26 protein-coding genes and 1 pseudogene are annotated in these 26,233 nt (G+C 32.9%); 20 read left to right on the top strand and 7 right to left on the bottom strand.

From position 1 onward, the window contains the following. Position 1: 1 nt before the first annotated feature. Together ACSVDA_RS09045 and ACSVDA_RS09050 are read left to right on the top strand one after the other, a co-directional pair. On the top strand, positions 2-622 hold the full coding sequence (locus ACSVDA_RS09045; protein ID WP_485882553.1) for a GyrI-like domain-containing protein: 621 nt from the start codon (positions 2-4) through the stop codon (positions 620-622). Positions 623-649: 27 nt separating this feature from the next. Further along, complete coding sequence (locus tag ACSVDA_RS09050; RefSeq protein WP_485882555.1) at positions 650-1,126, top strand: GyrI-like domain-containing protein; 477 nt, start codon at positions 650-652, stop codon at positions 1,124-1,126. Positions 1,127-1,642: 516 nt separating this feature from the next. Here the strand turns inward: ACSVDA_RS09050 and ACSVDA_RS09055 are convergent. Beyond that, positions 1,643-1,900, bottom strand: coding sequence for a hypothetical protein (locus ACSVDA_RS09055; protein WP_485882557.1), 258 nt, complete (start codon positions 1,898-1,900; stop codon positions 1,643-1,645). 625 nt (positions 1,901-2,525) lie between these two features. Here ACSVDA_RS09055 and coaW point away from each other — a divergent pair. From coaW to ACSVDA_RS09070, 3 genes and pseudogenes are all read left to right on the top strand, one after another. Then, positions 2,526-3,344 (top strand): type II pantothenate kinase, encoded by an 819-nt coding sequence (gene coaW / locus ACSVDA_RS09060; protein ID WP_485882558.1) that lies wholly within the window; start codon positions 2,526-2,528, stop codon positions 3,342-3,344. 136 nt (positions 3,345-3,480) lie between these two features. After that, positions 3,481-4,019: pseudogene (locus ACSVDA_RS09065) on the top strand (transposase); the annotation flags it as partial. A gap of 747 nt (positions 4,020-4,766) precedes the next feature. Then, positions 4,767-5,282: a hypothetical protein gene (locus tag ACSVDA_RS09070; protein WP_485882559.1), complete on the top strand. Its 516-nt coding sequence runs from the start codon at positions 4,767-4,769 to the stop codon at positions 5,280-5,282. Positions 5,283-5,448: 166 nt separating this feature from the next. On the opposite strand, the gene ACSVDA_RS09075 is transcribed toward ACSVDA_RS09070, so the two are convergent. Next, a complete protein-coding gene (locus tag ACSVDA_RS09075; RefSeq protein WP_485882561.1) occupies positions 5,449-5,832 on the bottom strand; it encodes an RDD family protein in 384 nt (127 codons plus the stop codon). A gap of 395 nt (positions 5,833-6,227) precedes the next feature. Next, entirely contained in the window at positions 6,228-6,818 is a 591-nt protein-coding gene (locus ACSVDA_RS09080; protein WP_485882563.1) for a LysE family translocator, read from the bottom strand. 114 nt (positions 6,819-6,932) lie between these two features. On the opposite strand from ACSVDA_RS09080, the gene ACSVDA_RS09085 reads away from it, so the two are divergent. From ACSVDA_RS09085 to ACSVDA_RS09105, 5 genes are all read left to right on the top strand, one after another. Continuing rightward, positions 6,933-7,487, top strand: a complete 555-nt coding sequence (locus tag ACSVDA_RS09085) for a helix-turn-helix domain-containing protein (RefSeq protein WP_485882565.1) — start codon at positions 6,933-6,935, stop codon at positions 7,485-7,487. 146 nt (positions 7,488-7,633) lie between these two features. Beyond that, positions 7,634-8,197, top strand: coding sequence for a GNAT family N-acetyltransferase (locus ACSVDA_RS09090; RefSeq protein ID WP_485882566.1), 564 nt, complete (start codon positions 7,634-7,636; stop codon positions 8,195-8,197). A 421-nt stretch (positions 8,198-8,618) separates the two neighbouring features. Next, positions 8,619-9,017: a GntR family transcriptional regulator gene (locus ACSVDA_RS09095; protein WP_214481972.1), complete on the top strand. Its 399-nt coding sequence runs from the start codon at positions 8,619-8,621 to the stop codon at positions 9,015-9,017. Beyond that, positions 9,001-9,900 carry an ABC transporter ATP-binding protein gene (locus ACSVDA_RS09100; protein ID WP_485882568.1) on the top strand — a complete coding sequence of 300 codons (900 nt, stop codon included), beginning with the start codon at positions 9,001-9,003 and terminating at the stop codon, positions 9,898-9,900. The genes ACSVDA_RS09095 and ACSVDA_RS09100 overlap by 17 nt, the downstream gene beginning before the upstream one ends. Continuing rightward, positions 9,875-11,938 carry a DUF6449 domain-containing protein gene (locus ACSVDA_RS09105; protein ID WP_485882570.1) on the top strand — a complete coding sequence of 688 codons (2,064 nt, stop codon included), beginning with the start codon at positions 9,875-9,877 and terminating at the stop codon, positions 11,936-11,938. The genes ACSVDA_RS09100 and ACSVDA_RS09105 overlap by 26 nt, the downstream gene beginning before the upstream one ends. Positions 11,939-12,059: 121 nt before the next feature. Here ACSVDA_RS09105 and ACSVDA_RS09110 read toward each other — a convergent pair whose 3' ends face one another. Beyond that, positions 12,060-12,500: a Dps family protein gene (locus ACSVDA_RS09110; RefSeq protein ID WP_485882572.1), complete on the bottom strand. Its 441-nt coding sequence runs from the start codon at positions 12,498-12,500 to the stop codon at positions 12,060-12,062. A gap of 381 nt (positions 12,501-12,881) precedes the next feature. On the opposite strand from ACSVDA_RS09110, the gene ACSVDA_RS09115 reads away from it, so the two are divergent. The 8 genes from ACSVDA_RS09115 (at position 12,882) to ACSVDA_RS09150 (ending at position 21,008) form a co-directional block, all read left to right on the top strand. Then, positions 12,882-13,592 carry a phosphoadenylyl-sulfate reductase gene (locus tag ACSVDA_RS09115; protein WP_485882574.1) on the top strand — a complete coding sequence of 237 codons (711 nt, stop codon included), beginning with the start codon at positions 12,882-12,884 and terminating at the stop codon, positions 13,590-13,592. A 12-nt stretch (positions 13,593-13,604) separates the two neighbouring features. Continuing rightward, positions 13,605-14,684, top strand: a complete 1,080-nt coding sequence (gene cysP / locus ACSVDA_RS09120) for a sulfate permease (protein ID WP_485882575.1) — start codon at positions 13,605-13,607, stop codon at positions 14,682-14,684. A gap of 51 nt (positions 14,685-14,735) precedes the next feature. After that, on the top strand, positions 14,736-15,881 hold the full coding sequence (gene sat, locus ACSVDA_RS09125) for a sulfate adenylyltransferase (protein WP_485882577.1): 1,146 nt from the start codon (positions 14,736-14,738) through the stop codon (positions 15,879-15,881). A gap of 315 nt (positions 15,882-16,196) precedes the next feature. Next, a complete protein-coding gene (gene cysC, locus ACSVDA_RS09130) occupies positions 16,197-16,799 on the top strand; it encodes an adenylyl-sulfate kinase (RefSeq protein ID WP_485882579.1) in 603 nt (200 codons plus the stop codon). Positions 16,800-17,044: 245 nt separating this feature from the next. Beyond that, positions 17,045-18,658 carry a nitrite/sulfite reductase gene (locus tag ACSVDA_RS09135; protein ID WP_485882581.1) on the top strand — a complete coding sequence of 538 codons (1,614 nt, stop codon included), beginning with the start codon at positions 17,045-17,047 and terminating at the stop codon, positions 18,656-18,658. Between the two features lie 341 nt (positions 18,659-18,999). Continuing rightward, positions 19,000-19,197, top strand: a complete 198-nt coding sequence (locus tag ACSVDA_RS09140; RefSeq protein ID WP_485882583.1) for a DUF3906 family protein — start codon at positions 19,000-19,002, stop codon at positions 19,195-19,197. 443 nt (positions 19,198-19,640) lie between these two features. Beyond that, on the top strand, positions 19,641-20,369 hold the full coding sequence (locus ACSVDA_RS09145) for a sirohydrochlorin chelatase (protein ID WP_485882585.1): 729 nt from the start codon (positions 19,641-19,643) through the stop codon (positions 20,367-20,369). Positions 20,370-20,390: 21 nt separating this feature from the next. Next, positions 20,391-21,008 (top strand): NAD(P)-binding protein, encoded by a 618-nt coding sequence (locus ACSVDA_RS09150; protein ID WP_485882587.1) that lies wholly within the window; start codon positions 20,391-20,393, stop codon positions 21,006-21,008. 40 nt (positions 21,009-21,048) lie between these two features. Here the strand turns inward: ACSVDA_RS09150 and ACSVDA_RS09155 are convergent, their stop codons facing one another. Continuing rightward, positions 21,049-21,789: a YqjF family protein gene (locus tag ACSVDA_RS09155; protein ID WP_485882589.1), complete on the bottom strand. Its 741-nt coding sequence runs from the start codon at positions 21,787-21,789 to the stop codon at positions 21,049-21,051. A 378-nt stretch (positions 21,790-22,167) separates the two neighbouring features. Here ACSVDA_RS09155 and rsgA point away from each other — a divergent pair, with 378 nt between their 5' ends. Then, positions 22,168-23,229: a ribosome small subunit-dependent GTPase A gene (rsgA, locus tag ACSVDA_RS09160; protein WP_485882591.1), complete on the top strand. Its 1,062-nt coding sequence runs from the start codon at positions 22,168-22,170 to the stop codon at positions 23,227-23,229. A 478-nt stretch (positions 23,230-23,707) separates the two neighbouring features. Then, on the top strand, positions 23,708-23,977 hold the full coding sequence (locus ACSVDA_RS09165) for a hypothetical protein (RefSeq protein WP_485882593.1): 270 nt from the start codon (positions 23,708-23,710) through the stop codon (positions 23,975-23,977). A 559-nt stretch (positions 23,978-24,536) separates the two neighbouring features. Here ACSVDA_RS09165 and ACSVDA_RS09170 read toward each other — a convergent pair. Then, entirely contained in the window at positions 24,537-25,097 is a 561-nt protein-coding gene (locus ACSVDA_RS09170) for an NADPH-dependent FMN reductase (protein WP_485882594.1), read from the bottom strand. A gap of 26 nt (positions 25,098-25,123) precedes the next feature. Next, a complete protein-coding gene (locus ACSVDA_RS09175; RefSeq protein WP_485882596.1) occupies positions 25,124-26,215 on the bottom strand; it encodes a low temperature requirement protein A in 1,092 nt (363 codons plus the stop codon). Between the last annotated feature and the right edge of the window lie 18 nt (positions 26,216-26,233).

The raw sequence follows: 26,233 nt of genomic DNA on the forward strand, positions 1-26,233 counted from the left end.
TGTGAGTAAGAATAATTCTATAAGAGAATTAATTCCTTTAGAAGATTATCATCCTCAACAGGCACCACATTCCTTAAAAGTGATTTTAGGTAAACAGAATCAGCAGAAAACAAGACACTTTGAAGTAAAGATCGTCACCATTGAACAGTTTAATATGCTAGCTCTTCAAGTTAATGGTAGCATGACAAATTTTGAAGCGGGACATGAAGTAAGAAAAGGGTGGAAAAAGCTACAGGATATCATTATTTCAAATAATATAGTTTCTGTAGAAGAGAATGAAGGAATTGTCTTTTACGATCAAGCAAATATGGTTCAGTCTGATGGTTCGATTGAACTTTCGATAGGAGTAAAAGTGGAGGAAATTCCTTATATTCCTGAGAAGTGCAAAAAAGTGACTATTCCGAAAAGACAATATGCAAAAATAGAATGCCGATGCTTCAGTAAAGAACAAATGAATCTTCGGTACGATTATTTAAATAAATGGCTTAAGGAAAAAAGATATCAAATTGATAATAACTCTTTATCTCTTGAACCAAATCGTCTAGATTCATTTAATCCGTTTGAAATACCAGCTGATGAGATACAAGTTTTTGATTTTGATATATTGTATCCAATTAAGTAAAGTAACAATAATAGGAGGGGTTATATATTGGAAAAATTAGAACATATGAAACCGTCAATTGTTGAACACGAAGAATTAAAGCTTGTAGGAATACCATGTGTCAGTTTAAAAGAAATGAAAAGTAAATTTGAGAATGCTAAAGAAAGTTTACTTACTGTAGCCAAGCATTTACCACATATAATTAACGAGCGGATTCATTACGGAATTTGGCCTGTTTCCGAATCACAGGATAATCCTGAGACCCATGTTTATATCCTATGTGTTGAAGTTGAATCGTTTAAAAATATCCCAGATTGGTTAATTAAAATTACACTTCCTAAGCAACGTTGTATAGTAGTTGCAAACAAAGACCATAGCTTTGATGCTGCAGGAGAAGCACTTTATTCATACATTGAAAGTAATAATATTGAGTTAAGCTCGCTTGGTTTGCAGTACCGAATTTGTGAAAGATACAACTATGATGGCGAGGGATATACACGATATACTCTTCCAGTCGTTTCGTAATCTCACCTATATATACCTATTATAAATAAAGGGGTAGGAGCTTTTAACCTAAACATGTGTAAAATATAATACTAAAGAAAAAGGAATAAGATAGGACATAACTGAGAGCCTTTGGAAGATACTTTAGTATTTCTATTAACAGAAAAAGAAATAAAACATATTCCATTTTCAATTCAAGTCTGAAGAAGTGCTAGATAAAATAAAGGATTGATGATGAAGTATGAATGAGGGAATTATAGATAGAGTTTTGAACATAAAGAGGCTGGCATCCATTTCATAATCCCTCTATCTTTCAAACGTATCACGACTGTGCTTATTATCTACAAAAGTCTGTATGATAAGGAATAATAGTGCAAAATTCTAGCTTACTACCTATGCTAAGCTATTACTGGCTAGGGATTTCATCCTCATGGTTAAAGCTTTTTCAGTTTTCATTAATCCATTATAGTCTGAGAACATTCTCGAACAAAATTAATGAAAAAAAGCACCTATTTATTAATACTTAACTACGTAATATTATAGAAAAATTCTAATTATATCTGATCGAAAGTTCTCTGTTAGATTACGATCTTGAAGGATAGCATCAATATCTGATTCAATAATTAATCTTCTGAAATCCAAATTAAAACTCATCGCAAATGCATCATTTTTAGCAAGGTCATTAAACCAGCTCTCACTTCTTAGCTGTTTAATGCGTTTGTAAAATAATTTCGATTTTTTCGTGCCAATTCTAGGAGCAAGTAAACGTATTAACAGTTCTAATAAAATATCCATACTATAAGTCCCTTTACAATATTTCACCTTATTTTACTATATTATTTAGTAGTCTAGGTAGGCTAAGATTAAACATTAATAAATCTATTTATAAGACTCATTGTAAATTGGGTTTCTCACTGCCTTCATCAATGCGTGAGGAGAACAAAATATATTAAGTACATTGTCAATCAAGACATAGCGAAATCCCTAACTCAATGATTAGGGATTTTTGTGTTAGATTAATTTGGTTGTTACAAAATCCTTAATTACTTTGCTCACCTTTTTGAAATGTTGTTACGTTGATGTATCTGCAATGAAATATAAAATGTTATCCGTATTTAAACAAAAGAAATTAGTTAAAACAATTTTCGTTACCTCTTTTTATTCAACTCAGGTGAAATTGCTTAAAAAACCAGGGTTATGAAAAATACTTTAATGAAAATATAATTTTAGGAGTTATAAAATTTAATGGACTCAATACCAACTTATACAGTTTAAAAAATAAATAACGTCAAAGTTCACCGAATATTGCATTATTGAATAATGTTATAATTATTTACTACAGTATGTTTTGTAAAGAATATAGATGAAAATCATTTACAAACTGTGTTTTCTAAACATTATTAAATAGAGAGGGTAAGGAATGAATCACTCAAATATAGGAATTGATGCTGGTGGTACACTCGTTAAAGTTGCGTACTCAAATAAAGATTTAATTAAATATAAATTATTTTCATCTCATAAACTAGATGAGGTTGTTTCATGGATTCGATCTTCTTTTCATCATCCGAAAATTTGTCTAACTGGTGGTAAACAACAAGTTCTTGCTAACAAGTTAGAATTACCTACAAGATCTATCTTAGAATTTGATGCTACATGCAAGGGAGTAGCATTTATTTTAAAGCAGCACCAACTTTTTCTAGGAGACAGTTATATTTTAGCGAATATTGGAACTGGAACGTCCATACATATTGTGAAAAACGGTGAACAACAACGAATTGGTGGAACTGGTGTTGGTGGGGGAACACTGATGGGTTTGTCTTATTTATATTCTGGAAAAAAAGATTTTACTGAGATCATTCAAATATCAAGGGATGGTAATAGAGGTAATGTTGACTTAAAAGTAAGTGATATTTTTGAAGGGATTGTGCCTCCGATTTCAGGAGATCTTACAGCAAGTAATTTTGGAAACATAGGTAAACTGTCCAAAGAATCCCCTTCTCAATCTGACATAATTGCTTCCATAATTGGCCTTATAGGAGAAACAGTTGTCACAATTTGCGAACAGGCGGCAAATCGTTTTGATTCACAATCAATCGTATATATTGGTTCAACTTTTCGTTCTAATCCAATATTAAAGAATATAATTAGAGAATATACCGAAATGAGAAAAAAGAAACCCTTCTTTTTGGAAGAAGGTGAATTTAGTGGAGCTGTAGGTGCTTTAATCAGTTTAAAATAAGCAATAATAAAGTTGTGATTAATTTAAGGTACTATAGGGGACTAGTAAGTTAACTTGGATCGGCTACACTTAGTTAGACAGAAATTTTAAGGTCAAGTAGAATGAACTTACTATATGAATAATGAGGAGAATCTACATGACAAAAAGAGCGCGCCGTACATTTACCCAAGAATTCAAACAACAAATTGTACAACTTTATGAAAATGGAAAGCCACGGAAAGAAATTATTCGAGAATACGACTTAACGCCGTCTTCTCTTGATAAATGGATTAATCAATTTAAAAATTCAGGCTCATTCAAAGAAAAGGACAATCTAACTCCTGAACAAAAGGAACTGCAAGAATTACGTAAGCGAAACAAGCAATTAGAAATGGAAAATGATATTTTAAAGCAAGCCGCGCTGATACTAGGACAAAAGTAAATGTGATTAAGCAAAACAAACACAAATACTCGATATCAGCAATGTGCCAAGTCCTACAACTCCCAAGAAGTACGTTTTATTATGAAGCAAAACACCGAACTCATGAGGATGATGTCACGTCACATATTGTTCGAATCTTCCATGAGAGTCGACAGAATTACGGGACACGCAAAATTAAACATGAACTTATAAAGCTTGGGAAAACTGTTTCTAGAAGACGTATTGGTAGAGTCATGAAAGAACAAGGACTTGTTATGTATTTTCTTTCTGTTGAGCATACCTTTGAAGGTTGCACAAATAAATATTAACCACATAGTAATTGATAATGGTACTAAAGTAAGACCCATTCCGTAGTCCCCTTCATCTACATAATTATACGCATTTCGAAGTAGCAAGTAATATGGAATCGTACCAATATATAATATAACATTTAATAAAGGTATATAAAGTAAGTACCTCCAAACGCCAAAATATAACTTGGAGGCTAATTTATAACTTATATAAATATATAATGCCAATGTAAAAACAGTTATAACGGATAAAGATGGACTTACTTTATTTGCATAAACCGCCAAGAACGATTCAAAAAATATACCTAATATGATTGTGCTAGTAAATAAGAAAATTATAAAATTATATAATCCCCATAGCTGTTTAACTATTTATCCTCCTAAAAAGTAATAATCTTCATGCATAAACAACTCTACAGTAATAACTTGAATAAAAGAATATGTAATAATAGCCAATTGTTAATAAATTTAAAGGTTATCTCGACACCTTGAGAGTAATACAAATTGAAAGAAATCAATCAGAATTAAATGATTTAGTTTGCGAGATTAAGACTCTTACACTAAGTTGGATTATTTAAGCTATTTCAGGAAAAAATTACTTTCCTCTTAATATAAATTTAATTTATTTGGTCTGAAAAGGTGTATTTCGCTCTATATTAAATAAATGCATATATACAAGCGTTCGTGACATTATAAAATGGGGGTGGTCAAATGAATTCGAAAATCCTAAAAATAGGATTCATAATATTACTTATTTTATCACTTACAATTAATGTCATATTAAACGAAAAAGTAAAGACAAATCAGAAATTCATGAACAATATTTACCTTGAATTCATAAGCAATGAATTTAGTATAGCTAACAATTTGAATTTGCTTGTAGACCATGCTGATAAGCAACAAGGAATAGATTATTATCAGACGTTAAGAAATGTAAAAAGAGCATCTGATATAAACTCTTATTTTATGTATAAAATAAATATTGATGGTAACATGATATCTTTTGTTGAGAAATCCAGTAACATAATCTTTTCTTACTATGAAAAATCATTATCTGACGAGTTAACTGAAGAAGATTTTTTGGCTTTGGATGATTTAAACAGTCTTTACCAAATTTTTGTAGAAGGTAGTGAGGATTTGAACTTTACATCATTTACAATTTTAGACATTAAAGAAGAATTATTTAAAAGAGCTGAACGAGTAACTGGAGCTGGCTATCTTGATTAAAAAAACACCTCATAAGTCAATTTAAGGTGTTTAATAAAGTGCTAGTGATTTAACAAACGTAACGACAGATTGGTAAATTCAGTATACGTGAAAAGGTAGAAATAAATTCAAAAAGAAAAATTAGTATCCACAATGATAGTTGTGTTTAGAAAAAACAAAGGACAGCCTAGTCTGCCCTTGTAACCTTAGTGTTAGCTAGGAGATCACCTAATCGTCGGTGATCTTTTCTAAATACCCAAACAAAAAATTCAATAGTTGTAGTAAAGTATAATATTAGGTTTCTAATAACCAGTGCTTTCATTGTGGGTTTTTCACCATTTAAGCTAACTATCCTTAATCCCAATAGCTCTTTTCCTACACTAGCTCCTTTTAGATCTTTAAATAGAAAAGTAATAAAGAGTGTAGTTATTGAGATTGCAATTAAGATGATAAGGTTTGGAGCTGTATATGTACCATATTGCCTTAGAATTGAATCTAAAATTTGTATCTCAATAAATAATAAAAAGGATATTATAACAATATCAATTATATAAGCTATGGCTCTACGCATAAAGACACCTCCGATAATATTTTTATAGAATAATTAACGAGCATAATAAATTTTACCATAAAATTTACATTTTGAGACAAAACAGGGTATATTTTTTGATTTTTAGTAAACAAAAGATAGATTGTAGTTGCTAGGGGAATTTCTATGAACATTAGGATTGGGGTCGAGTTTGATGCAAAATTGCAAGAATAATAATATATCAACTCAATACCAAATATGTAACACATGTGTATAAAAATTTCTATTAGACATCATTAGGGAATGATTTAAAAATAGAAGACATAAGGATTTATACAAAAAGCTCGAGAAAAATCTAGGTGTGAATTAGCTTGCATTCTATGTCTAGTAAAAAAATGTTTAAGAGTTTAATAAGTTCTGTAGTCTTGCTAATACCCTCAATGGATAATGATGGAGATGGCACTATAAACCAATAATAACGCCATAATAATGTTAAATACACTCCTATATTTATCTAAAAACTTCTGAAAGATAGCCCCGAATAAACTCCAGCTAGACGAACTGACAATACCAATAAACCCTAAAAACAAGGAATAAATAAAGTAAATAATGTATGAATTGTAATAAGGATGAATAAATGAAGATACTACTGTAATTCCATATAGAATCCCTTTTGGATTTATAAACTGAACTAAGAAACCAATGACAAAAAGATTCTTTTTAACATTACTATTATTCTTTTTATTATCCGTTCCATTGTCTTTGATAGTTTTAAATGCTAGATACAACATGTAACTGACACCTAATATGGTTAAGGGTGTTCTAATGCTGGGCATAATCTTTATAAGCAAGAGATTAAAAATACTGCATAATAAGATAAGTGTAAAGAAACCTAAACCAACCCCTATACAAAATTTGAGTGTTTTCTTTAGTCCATATTTAGTTGAAAATGACATAGCCATAAAATTATTTGGTCCTGGTGTGAAACTGCTGATCAAAACAAACAAAAGAAATGGTAATAAAGGCATAAGTAGGATCCCTCCTAATTGTATGTTATAGTGTATTAAAGTACAATATATTGCACTTATATGTTATATTATACAAAATGTTTGTTATAGTGTAAATTATAATGGGGTGATGAAATGGAAGAAATTCAGAAAATATTAGGTAAAAACCTGAAGGCCATACGAGAAAAGCAAAAACTAAGCTTAGAAAAGGTTTCTGACCTAAGTGGTGTCAGTAAAGCCATGATTGGTCAAATTGAAAGAGGAGAATCAAGTCCAACTATAACAACCATTTGGAAAATTGCGAATGGGTTAAAGGTTTCTTTTACATCACTAATAAATGTTCCCGAACCTGAAGCTAAAATTGTTTTAAGAAATGAGGTCCAAGCTTTATCAGACGATAATGGGAGGTACAGAGTTTTTCCTACATTTCCATATTCAGAAGATAAGCAGTTTGAATTATACTCAATTGAAATAGAACCAGAGGGGAAATTAGATTCTCGTCGACACAAGGATGGAACCGAGGAATATATTACTGTTTTTGACGGAGAAGTCCTTATAAGCATAAATGGGTCGAACTATAATTTGAAAAATGGTGACTCACTTAAATTTAAGGCTGATAGACCACATTCATATTACAACACGGGGGATATATTAGCTCGATTAAGTATGACGATTTACTACCCAGAATAATAAAAAGCTGGGCTCTGATTCAGAAGGGTGAAGTCGTTTTGGAATTTTTTCATACTTTTTCTATTTTCTACGTACGTATTTGAGTTAATTATTATCTTCGAAATATTGTAATTAAGCAATGTAGGTTAGTTAAGGAGTGATTTCCGGTGCTTAATATTGAGATAAGAAGGCCACGAAGTGGGGATAATATCGAGCTAAATCAATTTTTTAGTACAGTCATTAAAGATACATATGCAAGAGAAGGTTTATCGGAATTGATTGATGAGATAGAAAATGAAATTGAAAATAAGAAACAATACTTGAAATGTGACTTTGATAGCAATGGGAAGAATCGGTATTTTTTAATAGCTTCAGATAAAAATGATAATAAAATTATCGGTACAATTGAATACGGTCCAGCTAGTGAGCTGATTAATAGTTGTACGGGTAGTAAATTGAAAGAGTTGTATGAGGTAGGTACTGTATATGTACATCCAGATTTTCAAAATCGAGGTATTGGGACTTTACTATTAAATGTGATGTTTTTGACCTTACTGAACAGAGGAATAAAGGAATTTTGTTTGGATAGTGGATATACAAATGCACAAAAGATATGGAAGAAGAAATTTGGAGAGCCTGATTATTTAATGAAGGATTATTGGGGTGAGGGATTCGATCATATGATTTGGAGGAGATGTACTACTGATATGTCCATTATATTTAATAGTTGATTTCAGTTCACTTTAAAAATATTTCTTTTACCAACTTAGTGAGGTTTTTAAACTAAAATTGGAATGCATTTTTTCGTTGCCATGTAAAACGATCAAGTTCCAAAGGGAATGAAATTAGGTAACACCTTTTTGATTAAAAAAATACTTTAGAAGGAGAGGCCATTTTGACAAAATGGCTTCTTTTTATTAGTAAAAGTAATAATGGGGTTTTAAAACCTTTTGATCAAACTTTTTACGAAAGCTACAACAGGTTCGGATTAGTATAACTTATTCAGCTTCAATGGACATCCCCATTAATGATATCCACCAATCCACCCTGCGAATAATACAGCTAAGTTTGTCCTTTACAAATGGAATTCAGTTTTATATAATCAATCTGTATTATAGGTTGTAATACAGATGGTACAGGGGGAGGGAAGCAATGTTTAATTTAGATCTCCGAAGTAGACAGCCAATTTATGAGCAATTAGTTGATAATATCAAACAATTGATTATTAACGAAGTACTTAAGCCCGATGAGCAACTGCCATCGGTTCGGGCATTAGCAAAACAATTAACGATTAATCCTAATACGATTCAAAAAGCATATCGTGAGCTTGAACATCAGGGGTATATTTATTCTGTGAAAGGAAGAGGTAGCTTCGTTACACCATCGCCACAACTCCCTAATCAAGAGAAGCTCGAAAAGATGATGGAAGAAATCAAGAAATTACTATTAGAAGCGTTTTATTTAGGTATGACAAAAGAGCAAAGTATACAGCTAATTAATGAAGTAGAAAAAGTGGTCAAAGGAGGAGAACGCTATGATACAACTAAATAATGTTAGTAAATATTTTGATGGTCAAAAAGCGTTGAACTCTGTCAATCTACAAATTAATAAAGGGTCGATATTTGGTCTACTAGGGTCTAATGGTGCTGGGAAGACAACTCTGTTGAAGTTGCTTGCAGGGATTTATAAACAGCATAGTGGAGAAGTGCTAATTAATGATGAACAAGTTTTTGAAAATGAACGGTTAAAGCAAAACATCATTTTTATTCCAGATGTTGTCTACTTTTTCTCGCACTATTCAATTCTGCAAATGGCGAAGTACTATAAAAGCATATACCATTCATGGAATGAAGAAAGATTTAAAGAACTTCAACGTGTATTTGGGCTTGATCCTCGAAATAAAATACATCGTTTTTCTAAGGGTATGCAACGTCAAGTTGCTTTTTGGTTAGCATTATCAACAATGCCTGACGTATTAATCTTGGACGAACCGCTTGATGGGCTTGACCCAGTCATGCGAACAAGGATAAAAGACTTGTTAATTCAAGATGTTGCGGAAAGAGAGATGACGGTTTTAATCTCTTCTCATAATCTCCAAGAAGTAGAAGGGGTATGTGATCAAATTGGTATTTTACATGAAGGACAGCTCATCATGCAAAAGGAAATTGATGCGATAAAATCTGATGTACACAAAATACAAATTGCCTTTAGTAATAATATCCCTATGAATTTGTTCAACGAGGTAGATATGTTATATAAAGAAGAACGCGGTAGTGTTATTATTTGTATCGTTAGAGGGCATGAACAGGACATAAGAACAAGTTTCTTACGATACCAGCCCGTTATATTGGATGTTTTACCGCTCACATTGGAAGAGATATTTATTTATGAAATGGGGGATGTAGGCTATGCGATCGATGACATCCTGGTTTAAAGGAGGCATCTTCGTTCAAGATGTTAGGAGTGTGCTATGGGTCGGCACAATCTATTTTATGTTACTATTGCTTACTGTCCCATTATCTATTATTGATTTCTATAATCAGTTAAATAAAGGTTTTATTTATCGAGAATTTGATTTCTTTTCAGATGTGCAATATATAATTATTATTACGGTGCCAGTTGTTCTAGCTATCTTTTTATTCCGTTATTTACAAACGAAAAGGTCTGTTGATTTTGTTCATAGCATGCCGATAAAACGTACAACGATTTTTCATCATCATATGATATTTGGTGCAATCAATCTTGTATTACCAGTTATTCTTACTGCTTGCATCGCTATAGTCTTAAGATTAACTTTGCAGCTGGATGCATATATATCACTGAATGATATATTCATTTGGTCAGGAAGCATTGTTTTATTTACGTTGTTTATCTTTGTTGTAAGTGTATTTGTGGGGATGTTTACAGGGTTGTCTGTAGCCCATGGAATATTAACGTATATTTTCTTGCTGTTTCCATATGGGATAACTGTTTTAATATCAACGAATCTTGGTGTTTTACTATATGGATTTAACTATGACTATTATTTGAATGTTGGAATTGAAAAGCTATCTCCCCTCACAAGCTGGTATAATAGATTTTTTGGATACAGCAATGAACCTGTAGAGATACTTACTTACACAGAAGTAATCGGGTATGTCATTGTAATGGCTTTTATTTATCTATTCTCAATATGGATTTATAAAAAAAGAGGGTCAGAAACCGCTACCCAAGCTGTAACCTTTAGCATTTTACAGCCTGTATTTAAATATGGGGTAACCTTTTGTACGATGCTTGTAGGTGGTGTCTACCTTTGGACATATCAACAAAGTTTTTCTTGGACAATTGCAGGGTATGTCATCGGTTCGATAATTGGGTATTGTGTAGCTGAAATGACGTTACAAAAATCATGGAGAATTGTTCCAATTAATAAAGGTTATGCTGTTTTTACGGCAACGATGGTTTTGCTCATTACTGTCATTAGTTTTGATATCATTGGCTTTGAAGAAAAAATCCCAAATATTAATGAAATTGAAAAGGTTTATTTTGACAATGGTATATATTCTTATTTGAAAGACGATGAAGGCATTAAACGTTTTGAATATGCTGACAGTAAAAATATCGTACACGTTTATAACCTTCACCAACAGCTAGTAAAAGATAAGGAGAAAAATAAAAACAACGATGAAGCGGTAATAAATATACATGTTGTTTATGGACTAACGAACGGTAAGAAGTTTGTACGGTCTTATGATATACCAACAGATGGTACTTACGAAAATTATTATAAACCGATTTACGAATCTGCTGAATTTAAGAAGATGGATTATGATGAACTATTTGCATTAGATGCTGAGCATATTGAACAACTTGTTTTTTCTCCTAGTCATGAATTAGACAAAGAAAAAACTGTAGCTGAAGATGAGAAAATTGAGGAGTTTTTAACATTAATTCGAGAAGATATTTTAAGTCAATCATATGAGGACATGAGGGCTGGAAAAGGTAATGGAGGCAATGTAACCATCAGGTTAGGAAATAACTCCCCATTATTTGCAAACTATGGAAGAGGGTTAGAAAGAAAAACATCAATTTCTATTCATTGGGACTATTCATATAATCAAATAGTTACATGGTTAGAACAAAATGACTATATGCAATACGCGACCATTCATCCCGAAGAAATCTCAAATATGAGGATTATTGAATTAAACAATGATGAAATAAAGTTAGTAGAGAATGTTTTTTGGCGTGATACGGATAATCTAGAAGAAATATTTGAAGATGATTCCAGAGATGTACTCTCCATCTCAAATGACGAACAAATACTAGAGAGTTTACGGAGTTATCAAGATGTTTTTAGTTATTCTGAAAGAAGTAATCACGCAAAATATATCGTGTATTTTGAATCAGTATATGGGGACTATTCTTTCTTTAGCAGCTTCAACGATGCAAACGTACCAGGCTATATCAACGAATATTTTAGTAGTAATTAAACATGTTTTTATAGGCTACCAACCCTATTAAATAGAAAAAATAGCACCTGTTCATGGTGCTATTTTTTGGGTTCTATAAAATGTTCACTATTGTTTAACCTTAGTTGCCCCTTGATTTTTCTTATTTTAAATATGCTTTTAACATCCACACGTGCTTTTCTAATGAGTTTTTAATGCCGATAAACATATCCGCAGTAGGTTGATCATTAGCATCTTCTGCTTGATCAATTAATAGTTTGGATTCGTGGATTACTTTAAAAAAGTCTTCAGCAATGGCTCCAACCATATCTTTTGGTGTTTCTTTGTTCGTTGCTTCTTCGATTGAAGTGTGTTTTAAATAGTCAGCTAACGATGCGATAGGTTGTCCTTCGATAGTTAGAATTCTTTCAGCGATTTCATCAATATAAGTAGCTGCCTCGTCGTAAAATTCTTCAAACTTAGCATGCAGAGTAAAGAAATCAGCTCCAGTAACATACCAATGGTAATTATGAAGCTTCGTATACAATACGTTCCAGTTTGCTAGTTGTTGGTTAAGAGATTGAATAAGTGTAGTGTTTGTCATAAATGAATCCTCCTAAATTAGAATAATTATATTATATTACAGATTATAATAATTATCAATAAGAATTAATTATAATATAAAAACCTTGATAAATTAAATATTTAACACTATATATTGTTAGCTTGAATACGTAGTCTATTCAATAAAATATGAGTTTTTTGTATAGGAATAAGACCTAATTTTATCCGAAAAAAAATATTTGATTGATTTTCTTATCAGAATTTTATAAACTAAAACAAATACTAATCATTGTATTCCTACTTGTTTGGTTGGGAATATCCTTAAAGTCATAATGGTAATCTTTTCTGGTATAGGTGAAATGAGAAGTAAAATGTATTTAAACGAATATCCATTTGCGGCATTAAATAAAGGGGGGAGAACATGGCTTCAATAACGTATGATAGCTGGTCAGATCAACTATCAACAGATATTCAAGCACAGTTTAAAGAAAGTTTAGATGTGTTGAAATGGGCTTATAAGGAATATAAAGATGAGATTGTTTATGCTTGTAGCTTCGGGGCAGAAGGAATGGTTCTTATTGATCTCATTAATAAAGTTAATAAGACAGCTAAAATCGTTTTTCTTGATACAGACGTACATTTTAAAGAAACTTATGAGTTAATTGACAGAGTGAGAGAAAAATATCCTACCTTACAAATTATGCTTCAAAAGCCAGAGCTAACTCTTATAGAGCAGGCAGAACAACATGGTGATGAGCTTTGGAAAACAAACCCTAATCAATGCTGTAACATTAGAAAAATATTACCTTTGCAAAAAGCATTAAAAGGTAATTTAGCATGGATATCTGGACTAAGAAGAGAGCAATCTCAATCGAGAAGCCATACTAATTTCATCAATAAAGATGATAAGTTTCAGTCTATTAAAATATGTCCACTCATTCATTGGAGTTGGGAAGATATTTGGAATTATATCCGGTTCTTTAATTTGCCGTACAATCGCTTACACGATCAAGGCTATCCAAGTATCGGGTGTGAGTATTGTACGTTACCAACTGGTGATGATAAAGATTCCCGAGCTGGACGTTGGGCAAATAGCTCTAAAACAGAATGCGGATTACATCAATCAGGTTAGGAAGAAGAGAAGATGATATTTACAATAACCGCATTTGTTGTGGCTATTTTGTTCGCGTTAAATATTGGTGCTAGTGGCGCAGCTGCCTCCATGGGAGTCGCGTACGGATCTGGTGTCATTTCCAAGAAGAACATTGCACTTATTATTAGTGGAATAGGTGTTTTTTTAGGTGCTGCATTAGGTGGAGGAGAAGTTGTTAAAACGATAGGAACTGAAATTGTTCCAGCGTCAATCGTTAATGTTCATATAGCAATTAGCATTCTTGCAGCAGCTACAATTTCTTTATTTATTGCTAATATTTTGGGGATTCCTTTATCAACGAGTGAAGTGACTGTTGGGGCGGTAGTTGGAGTAGGTATTGCTTTTAAAGCACTTATGTTTGATACTTTAATTATTATTATGCTGTTTTGGATTATCACACCGGTAGTTTCTTTTACAATTACGTTTTTATTTGGCAAGTTGGTTAAGAGGGTAGAAAGCAAACAAGGTTTCCTACAGTCAAAAAAGTGGAAGACTATATTAGCAGTACTAGTTGTGTTGACAGGTTTTCTTGAAGCTTTTTCTGCAGGAATGAACAATGTTGCTAATGCAATTGGACCACTTGTAGGAGCTGAGCTGATCCCATTACAATCTGGTATCATCCTAGGTGGTTTGTTTATCGGAATAGGAGCAATTGTTTTAGGTAGAAGAGTCATTGAAACGAATGGCAAGAAAATCGTAAGATTATCGTTATTACAAGGTAGTGTAGTATCAGGTACAGGAGCAGGCCTTGTATTTATCGCATCAATTTTCGGGCTTCCGGTACCGATGACACAAGTAACCACTTCGGGCATAATAGGCATTGGTATTGCCGAGCAAGGTAGAGGCCTCTTAAAGAAACGATTAATTAAAAAACTTCTCCTTGTTTGGATTGTTTCACCAGTATTTGCGCTAGCAGTATCTTATGGATTTATCAAATTATTTATTCAAGTAGATTTATATGTTGTAAGTGCGATGATGAGTGCTGCTTTTGCATCGTATGGCTTGCTGAAGTTAATGAGGTATACACAAGAAGACAGACGGTCATACCATGAAGACGGCGGAGGTATTTAGCGCTTTAATTCCGACTAAAAAGATAAGACAACATAAAACGGAGGGTAACTTATGAGTTTGAAACCACATGGGGGAGAATTGATTCAACGCCTTAACTCTCCTTATTCAGTAAACGACAATACAACAGAAATTGAGTTAGATTTAATGGCTTTAAGTGATTTAGAATTGATTGCAACAGGGGGCTATAGCCCACTAGAAGGCTTCTTAGGCTATAAAGATTATACTTCAGTTGTGCATGATATGCGCTTAAATTCAGGTGCACCATGGAGTATCCCTATTACCCTGCCAGTTACCGAGGCTAAAGCTTCAAAACTAATTGTAGGCGAAAAAGCTAAACTTGTTAAAGATGGCACTGTTTATGGTGTCATTACAATAACTGAGGTCTATACACCAGATAAAGAAGTAGAAGCTCAGCACGTATTTCAAACGACAGATTTATCACATCCTGGTGTAAAAAAATTATTTGATCGTCCTAATGTATATGTTGCTGGTCCTATATATTTAGTTGAGCGTCCAAAGAAGGATAGATTTAATGAATACTATCTTGATCCTCGAGAAACAAGAGAAATATTTAAACAAAAGCAATGGAAAACAGTGGTAGGATTTCAGACTCGTAACCCTGTACATCGTGCACATGAGTATATTCAAAAAAGTGCACTAGAAATTGTTGACGGTCTTTTACTTAATCCTCTTGTAGGAGAAACAAAGTCTGATGACGTTCCAGCAGATGTGAGAATGGAAAGCTATGAAGTGCTACTTAAGCACTATTACCCTAAGGAAAGAGTCTTTTTAGCAGTATTTCCAGCCGCGATGCGCTATGCTGGTCCTAGAGAAGCAATTTTCCATGCTTTAGTTCGAAAAAACTATGGGTGTACTCATTTTATCGTTGGCCGTGATCATGCAGGTGTAGGAGATTACTATGGAACTTATGACGCACAAAAGATTTTTGATCAATTTTCAAAAGTAGAAATAGGCATCGAAATATTAAAATTTGAACATGCGTTTTATTGCAAAAAAACGAAAACGATGGCTACTTCGAAAACAACACCTAGCAGTTCTGAAGATCATCTTCATTTAAGTGGTACGAAAGTAAGAGAAATGTTAAGAAATGGGGAGGTTCCTCCAGAAGAATTTACTCGACCAGAGGTCGCGGAGGTACTTATTAAAGGATTGAACAAAACATCAGTCCACTCATAAATGTTCGGTGTTGACAACTTTGTGTAGAAGTGACGAGATATTTAATTGGGGGGTCTATTAAGGGAGTTGAAAAATCTTATTAGGCAGCCCTATTATTAAAAATATAACATTTTTGGATGAGGCTTTTTTTGTAAACTTTGTTGCTATTTTATTAAAAGCGGACAATTTGACAAGTTTTATGAGTGCTCAATAAATGAATAAGTATAAAAGGTGCCACGAAAGATCTATGCATTCATGTTCTTTGAGTGAAAAGCAACAATCAATGTGATAACAGCCTTGTTTTATTATATATTAAGTAATATAGGAGAGGTGTCCATGTCATCATCTAAAAACATCGTATGGCACGAAACAACAATTACTAGGAAAGATCGAAACAGCTTAAATAATCATAAAAGCTGTGTGTTATGGTTTACCGGACTTTCTGGATCTGGAAAGTCAACGCTTGCGAATGCAGTTGAAGTTAAACTACATGAAAGCCAAGTTAGAACTTATGTTTTAGACGGAGATAATATACGTCATGGCTTGAACAAAGACCTTGGCTTTAGTGAAAAAGATCGTAAAGAGAACATACGCCGTATTGGAGAGGTATCTAAGCTTTTTACTGATAGTGGTCAAATTGTTTTGACAGCTTTTATTTCACCGTTCAGAGAAGACCGTAATAGCGTAAGAGAGCTTTTTTCTAATCATGAGTTCATCGAAGTATACGTAAAGTGTCCACTTGAAGTATGTGAAACACGTGATCCAAAAGGGTTATATGACAAGGCACGCAAAGGTGAAATTCCTGAATTCACAGGCATTAGTTCACCATATGAGCCTCCTGAACAACCTGAATTGATTATTGAAAGCAACAAACTGTCAATAGAGCAATCTGTTGAACAGGTAATAAATTATTTAAAAGAAAAATCAATAGTAAAATAATATGGTTTCTTTCGTAAATAATTTTGCATTAGTTACTATATATATACAATAATAGATTATATAAAAAAGTTTCCTTCGAATTTCATACGTTCAATGATGTTATGTAAGGAGACTCCATACTTATATTTAAATAACGAAATAAGTCATGGGATGAATGTAGAAAGAATACACTGCACAACAGTTATTTTTCGATATTTATTGAACATGAGCTATAATCGTTATAAGGGAGTTAAGGAGGGTGCTAAATGGCATATGTGAAAACATGGGAAAACAATGAAAAATTGAACAAAAATGAAAAGCAGAAGTTACAAAAAGATGGGTTAGAAATATTAAACGATATTCCACATTATGCGAAAAATGGTTTTCAATCTATTCCAAAAGATCAATGGGATTATTTTAAGTGGGCAGGATTATACTTACAAAAGCCTAAAGAAGACGGATATTTTATGATGAGGGTTAATGTTCCTTCTGGAATTTTGACTTATGATCAAGCTAATGTATTAGCTGGGATTAGTAAAGATTATGGTAGAGGTGTTTTTGACATAACAACACGTCAAGCTGTACAGTTCCATTGGCTAACAATTGACCAAATTCCAGATATTTTTAAACGCTTAGAAAGTGTTGGTTTGTCTTCAGTTGGGGCTTGTGGAGATATCACTCGTACGATAGTTGGTAACCCACTTGCAGGTATTGATGGAAGTGAACTGTTTGATACAGAACCTATCGTTAAAGAAGTATATGAATTTTTCCAGCATAATGAAGATTTCTCAAACCTTCCTAGAAAATATAAAATGTCAATAAGTGCAAATGTTCATAATGCGGGGCATGCAGAAATAAATTGTTTAGCATTTATTCCAGCAACAAAAGAAATTGACGGGAAACAAGTTGCTGGTTTCCATATTAAAGTAGGTGGAGGGCTTTCAGCACGTCCGTTTTTAGCACAAGAACTTGATGTATTTATACTCCCTGAACAACTCAAGGAGACAGCAATAGCAATAACAACATTATTTCGAGATTACGGTTACCGTGAAAAGCGTCATTTGGCAAGGTTGAAATTTTTAGTTGCTGACTGGGGAGTAGAGAAATTCAAAGAAAAATTAGAAGAACTGACTGGACCATTACTTTCAAAAGGTAAAAATGAATTGAAGGAATGGAATGCAGGTTATTTTTATGGAGTACACAAGCAAAAACAAGAGGGATTAAGTTATGTTGGCTTTAACGTACCTGTAGGAAGACTAACTGCTGACGAAGTTTTTGAGCTTGCTAGGATATCAAAAGCATACGGAAATGGTGAGATCCGCACTTGTAATTCTCAGAACTTGATCATTCCAAATATTCCAGATGAACAGGTAGATGTACTGTTAAAGGAACAAATTTTTAATAGAATTTCAATCAATCCTAGGAACTTTATTGCTTATTCAGTTTCATGTACAGGTATTGAATATTGTAATTTAGCACTTGTAGAAACAAAAGAAAGAATGCGAAGTATTGCTGAATATTTAGATGAAGAAATTGCGATTGATCAGCCTGTACGCCTTCATATGGTTGGCTGTCCAAATTCATGTGGTCAACGTCAAATTGCAGATATTGGTTTACAAGGTGTGAAAATGAAAACAAAAGAAAAAGGTATGATAGAGGCTTTTGAAATCTATGTTGGTGGTACGCTGAATAATGATGGGAAATTTAATGAAAAATTAAAGGGAAAAGTCGATGCGGACAATTTAGGCCCTGTATTAAAAGATTTCCTAAGTTATTTCAAGGAGAATAAAGTAGAGAAAGAATCATTCTATGACTTTGTTGGTCGAGTTGGGATTGAACCGCTTCAAAATGAACTAGACGAAATTTTAGCTCAAATATAACATGTAAGCCTTTCGTAAACCTTGTTGTTATTGAGCCTTTTTTGAACATCAAATCATAAAAATTGCAAGTAACCATATATTAAATGAGAAAAGGTGTCACAAATACTTGGTTTATAAGTATTTAATTCTTTATACGAAAAAGCTATGGTCAATGAAATACATCTAACATAAACACAAAGGATTCACATGAAGGTACTACACCTTCATGTGAGTCATTATTTACATGCTTATTCTTATAGAGAGAGCAAGTGAATAGCAAGCTCATCTCATTATCGGTCAAAATCAAGATGGATAGTCACCCTGACTTTTCCACTACGTATTTAACTTAGTAGGTGATTAAAGTGAATTTGTACAAATTTGAAGTGAAAATAAATGAAGAGGTTGTAGACGTAGTCATTGCATCAAAAAGCGATGATGAAGCGTTTCGTTATGTAGAAATAGAGTTAGAAAAGCATTTTTTAAGTATGCCTGATATAGATGATATCACACTTTATGAAAAGAAGATTATCCGTAATGGAAGTGGCTTTGTCTTGGCATAGGTTCTTTTAGTAAAATATGTTGTTATTTATACTAATAATGGATAGTATTATGAGAACTCAATAAATATAACTGTAGAAAAGATGCTCCGAAGGCTATATGTATACGTGCGTAATACTTAGAACGAAAAGCAACAACCATTGCGAAAACAGCCTTTAGTTAACTTTGTTGTTATACGGCTCCTAAACACAAACCGTATTTTAAATGAAAAAGATGCCAAGAACGCTTGGTTTATTTCTTAATACGAAAAGCAACAAGCAATGTGAAAATAGTCTTAGTATAACATATAATATTGTTAGGGTCTTTTCATTATCTTTGTTGCATTGTATTAAAAGATACTAACCCATTACTATATTTCAGAAAAGATGCGATCAACGGGTTGGATACATGTTTATATATTCATACTATTATTATTCACTTACAATAATACGAGGAGGGGATGAAAGTGAAAGCTATTCTCTATATAGGGCATGGTAGTAGGGTTGAGGAAGCTAAACTTCAAGCAGTTTCTTTTATAAACGAGATGAAGCAACTAATTTCAATCCCCATTCAAGAACATTGTTTTTTAGAGCTGGCATCACCAACAATTGTTGAAGGAATTAACAATTGTGTTGAGCGAGGTGCTACTGAAATTATTGTTGTTCCGATTTTGTTACTTACTGCCCACCATGCAAAAAAAGATATACCAAACGAATTAGCTAAAGCTAGCACTCATTTTCCTGACATAGTTATTAAATATGGTCAACCTATAGGTGTTCATGACAAAATCATTGATATTTTGCTCGAAAGATTACACGAGAAAACAACAGAAATTGATGGAGATACGTTAATATTACTCGTTGGTAGAGGTAGTAGTGATCCTGATGCGCCTCGAGATTTACGGACGATTGCGAATCTCTTACTTGAGCAAACAGGAGCAGGATCAGTTGACACATGTTTTTTAGCAGCAGCAGAGCCTTCTTTTGAGGATATGTTACAGCAAACAATATATTCCCAATCTAACAAAGTCCTTGTACTTCCATATTTATTGTTTACTGGTATACTAATGAAATCAATGGAGCACACAATTAAGAACATAGCGTCCAATGAAAAAGAATATATTTTATGCAATTATCTAGGTTATCATAAATATTTAGGAGATATCATTAAAGAGCGTACAGAAGCATTGTTATAACACGTTATAAGGAGAAACAAGATGAGTAGCTTTCCAATAATAGTTCAACTGGAAAACAGAAATGCAGTAGTTGTTGGCGGTGGTAAGGTTGCATCCCGAAAAGTTAAACACTTAATCGACGCAGGTGCTAATGTAGTCGTTATAAGCCCAAATATAAACGAAACAATGAAAACCTATGTAGCAAATCGTCAGGTGGTTTGGAAAGAAAAAACGTTTGATCCTAGTGATGTAGACAATGCGTTTGTAGTTATTGCAGCAACCGACAACGAAATCGTTAATAGAGCTGTCGCTGATGCCACAAATTGTTACACACTATTAAATGTTGTTGATCAGCCTCACTTAGGAAATTTTACCGTTCCTAGTATATTACGGAGAGGAAAACTATCTATTTCGGTTTCGACTGATGGAGCTAGCCCTCAATTAGCAAAAAAAATTCGAGATGAACTAACGAACCAATACGATGAAACCTATAGTCATTATTTAGACTTTTTATATGAATGTAGGCACATAATAAAAAATAACGTGAAGAATCCACGAGAAAAGCAAGAGTTATTATTAGAAATTCTTGACCCTGTCTACTTTTCCTCTTTAGAAATGCGAGAAAAAATATTATCAAAACTAAAAGCAATAAATAAGTAAGTTAAATTTTAATAAAGTGGTATTTGCCCCATTATAGCTGTTATTTGTTAGTGTTTTTTACTAACCCCCATAATAAAGCATCTTTCTTAGATGAATAATGAACGATGGGTTGTTCTTTTATTATAGAAAGATTTTGATCAAAAAAAGAAGAACTGTCAAAGGAAGTACAAGTGCCTTTTCGGAGCAGCCAAGGTTCGTGTAGAAGATCTCCACGGTAGACGTTATTATGTTTGTTGACGATAAACAAACAATAACGATTCACTAAAAAGCTAACAAAATCTTCATTATGCGGAGTAAATTCTTCATCATCAATCGTAAAATGTGCATGAAGAAATGGTGAGAATTGACGCTGTTTTTGAGAGCACATATAGCTGTATCGATTTTGGTCGTTGTCGGTTGTAATTATAGAATAAGTATATGGTAAATGGTAAAAAAAAGCAGCAAGGCGGCTTGCGAAGAAATTGGATGCATGAATCTTTAGAAAAAACACACCTCGAATTCCTTGATATGAAACATACGTCCTTACATTGATTTGTTGAAAAGGTTTGAACAACGATAAAAATGGGATGCCATTAACATACATGCCACTCATCGAAAGAAACACGATACTTATCCATGCTTGGTGTTCGTAACAATCTAGTTTTAATGGATACGGAATGACCTTTTCTAAAGAACGTTTACATACAGGCCAATGAGCAAATATGAGATCTTCCCATATTTGTTTAAATAATGGCTGACGACTTGATTGTTGAATGGGATGAAAACGGTTATTCTCCGACATTTTAAACTCACAGCTCCTTAGCTATTAGGAGTTTCTTTAATTTATGTATAGAATAATCTATAACAAGAAAATTTATACAATAAACCTTTACATTTATATTTTGCAATGATATATTATACATACATTATTTGAACGGGGAGGGTTGTATTATGAGTAAATTAATTGTAATTAAAAGCGTAACTGGATATTTCATAATACAGCCCATAAACATAGCTATATAAGTTTCAATATGCTTTCAATGTGAGAAACGATATGATATGAATGTTTAGCCATGGGCTGTAGTATGCCTATGGTTTTTTTGTGATTTTGGAAAAAAGAAGACAACAAAATTTTTAAACAATAATTTAACAAACATTCAAACATATCGGAGGAATTACATTGAATTTATTAACTTTAGGATGGAATAAACAATTTGAAGAAGCATTTTTACCATACAATAACTCAGAATACTCAGTAGGAAGAGTCGCATTAGAACATAAGCGGATGTACCGAATATTCACAGAGCAAGGAGAACTATTAGGAGAAGTTTCTGGGAAATTTCGTTACAATACTCATGCTAGAGAAGATTTTCCTGCTGTTGGAGATTGGGTCGTAATTACAACACAACCAAATGAAGATAGAGCTTTAATCCATGCGGTGTTGCCAAGGCAAAGTAAGTTTTCAAGAAAAAGTGCAGGAGAAGTTACTGAAGAGCAAATTGTTGCATCTAATGTAAACTCGATCTTTTTAGTAGCTGCGTTGAATCAAGATTTCAACTTAAGAAGATTAGAGAGGTATATTTTGCTCACATGGGAAAGTGGCGCTAATCCCGTCATCGTTTTATCTAAAAGTGATTTATGTACCGACATTGAAGAAAAATTAGCTAAAGTAGAAGCTATAGCTTTTGGCGTTCCGGTCCATGTCATTAGTGCTAAAGAGGATACAGGGATTGAAAGCTTGCAACAATATTTAACTGACGGTCAAACAATTGCGTTGCTAGGCTCCTCAGGTGCTGGGAAATCTACCCTATCTAATAAACTATACGGCAAAGATGTTCAAGCTGTTCAACAAGTGCGTGAAGGCGATGATCGAGGGAGGCATACGACAACACACCGCGAACTAATCGTGCTCACAACAGGAGGTATTATTATAGATACCCCAGGTATGAGAGAGTTGCAATTATGGGATTCAGAGGATAGTGTGGCACAGAGCTTTCAAGACATAGAAGCACTATCAGAGCAGTGTAGGTTTACAAATTGCAAGCATCAGTCTGAACCTGGGTGTGCAGTGTTATCCGCGATTGATCAAGGTGTACTAGATCAAGGCAGGTTTCTCAGCTTTGTAAAAATAAAAAAAGAACTTGCTTATCTTGAAAGAAAAGCAGATAACAAGGCTAGAATAGCTGAGCGGAAAAAGTGGAAAAAAATAAGTGGCGATAGAACAAGGTTTCATCGTAAGTAAATTTGAATCTTGTTGCAAACTTTGTTCCTATTTTACCTGCTTTTGAACAGCAAAATTTTCTTATATTAGATGTTACGAATGCTAAGTTTGTGTTATTACCATAGTACGAAAAGCAATAATTAATCCCATAACACATACGTAAACTTGAATATTGAGGAATCTGGTGGGAATTTTTATCCCACCTGATTTGTTTTTAGAGCGGAGTTGTATACGAAAGTGGTTGTAAAATGATACACATGTGTAAAATTTTATTAATCATAAATAAGGATCAAAAAAGATTTTCTAAGAGTTGAAATTTATTCCTAGAAAGCAACATTGGCGATATGATAACTCTCCATTTCAATCATGGTTGCTATTTATGATAAACAATACAGGGTTTTACTTAGTCAAAAGTAAAAACTATAGGAAGGTTTCACGAAACTAGGGAATGACTAAAAGATAACTAATTGTTATTGCAGTATTAGGAGAGGTAAACTACGTGATTTGGTTAATTATATTAAAAGTTCTAGTAATTTTAGTAGGCTTACATTTACTTATTACAGGGTATAAAATTAATCAGAACTCACAAAAAAATGAAGAATTCATTAGCCCAAGTGCATATTATAATGCTTCTTTATCCGAAGCGGTTGTTATTTTTTTAATATCAAGGATTTTAAAGGTTATTCCAATATGGCTTCTAAAGTTAATTCTTCTTTTACTTGGGATCATCTCAATTTTTATTGGAATATTTATCGTTCCATTAGAATAATAATGTTTTTTTAGAATATATTAATGCTGGCCAAAAAATGGGGATAGATAGCTTAGTGTCATGATTTATCGTACCATTGTTAATGATTTTGACATACTATCAAAAAGTGAAGGGGTTACAACGAATATTAAAAAACACCAGGATAGGCGATGTTCAAAAATGAATATCTCTTCCTTAAACTGTTTTCGCTGATAGTTGTTATTCGTATTTTTTTCGTATTAGGAAATAAAAATATACATAACTAGAATTTCGTGGCACCTTTACTTTTGTATAATGATGACATACATAATATAAAACCATTTCTCATATTACCAAATTGATGATAAAAGCAATAGATTTTAAGAAAAAGCCCCTCCAAATAACAATTTTATTTGAAGAAGTTTACTAAAAGCGGAACAACTATTTTAACCCCGGCTTAAACTAGGACGGGGTTAAAAATATTTGAAAGCTGAGAGTGAAACAAGCTATTAAATATTTGTAGACACATTTTATCGAAATAGATAGACACTTTTGTACGTGTGCTCTTTAATCATGTAGAGATTTTTTCACGATCTTAAGTTTACTTAAAATGTTTTATCCAATTTTCAAAAGAATGAACGAGCCTTTCTATATATTGACTAGTTCTTTCATCTACTAATTCACCTTGTTCATTAAATAAGCTGTGTACTCCAGATATTAATACTTGTGGTTCTACCATAACTAACGAACGTGTTGAAGTTAAGATTTGCCTTAGTTGAGCCTGAGCCTGTGCAGTACCTGCTCGTCCCGGAGTTCCTCCCATAATTGCTATTGGTTTTTTTAATAAAGGAGCTTCTTTTCCACCTCTAGAAGCCCAATCCAGAGCGTTTTTTAACACACCAGGAACGGCTCCGTTATATTCTGGAGTTACAATCAGGAGGCCGTCGGACTCTTGAATAGCTTTTTTAAATTTAGTGACAATCGAAGGGTCTTCATTCTTTTCAAGGTCTTCGTTAAACATAGGTATATCAGACAAGTCAAATGTATTGATTTCTATTTGTTGAGGCGAAAGTCTGATTGCTTCTTGGAGAAGGGCCCGATTGTATGATTCTTTTCGGAAACTACCTGCAAATCCTAGAATTTTTGTTTTTTGTGTGTCCATTAGTTTCTTCCTCCTTTAGATACTTTTTAAGTTGTTGTTACTCTAGCATACACTAAAAAGAATATTGCTATTTGCGTCATAAGAATGAGCCTTGGTACTACAAACATGATGTCTATAATAAAAAAGATTGAAATTAAACCTAGGAATAATGCTAAATGATAAATTTTTAAGCGGTGGTGTTCATACCTATACATATGAAAAACCAATGTTGTTGCAAAAAAGTAAAGAATGACAGCAAAGAATAATAATCCGATCATAAACAAATAGTTTAAATCATGCAAATAAATCATATTGATAGAAGCAGCAATCATACTTAATGTAATGAATATAATAAGGTGTCCATATACAATCAATTGACCTGCAGATCTTATCGTTTTGTCTATTTTTTTATCTATGTTATCAAAATATTGCCACCACATCGCTATAATAACTATAAATGACATAACAGCATAGGAGATGGACTCCAAATTCCCTTTTTCAGGCTGTAGGACGACAATGGTGCTAATAATCAATTCACCGAACAAGATAATTGTCAAAAGTCCAAAGCGTTCTAATAAATGTCCGATGTTAATAGGTGCTTTAACTAAATATTTTCTCCCGAAGATAGGAACTAATATATCCACAAATATACCTAAATAAAATATGACATATCTAATCCATGAATCGAAAAAAATAGAAGAAAAAGATACGATAATTCCAATCCAAAAGAACTTACCTAAAAACTGTGCAGTCTTTTTATGATGTATTGTTTCATACTGTTGTACTATTATATATTGGATAGCTGTTAGTACTCTTAAACCGATATATCCAACCATAAATGGCACGTAATAGGTATCAAAATCAACCGATAAGCTAGAAGTCATAATTAGGACAAAGAACATTTGTACAATCATATACAACCGTTGATGAACAAAATCTTTTCCGAAACGGTTAATGAATAAAGTTTGACCTACCCATGCCCACCAAATGGGTATCATCATAATAATAAATTTAACAAAATATTCTGTGTGTATAACACCATCTTCTACATGGATAAGCGCGTGTGTTGCAGTTGATATAGCCGCTACAAAAACTAAGTCATAAAATAATTCAAGCCACGTTACCTTTTTTTCTTCCAACCTCATCAACTCTCAGTC

It is taken from the genome of Cytobacillus sp. Hm23, assembly GCF_051842895.1.
Lineage (GTDB): Bacteria > Bacillota > Bacilli > Bacillales > SM2101 > Nanhaiella.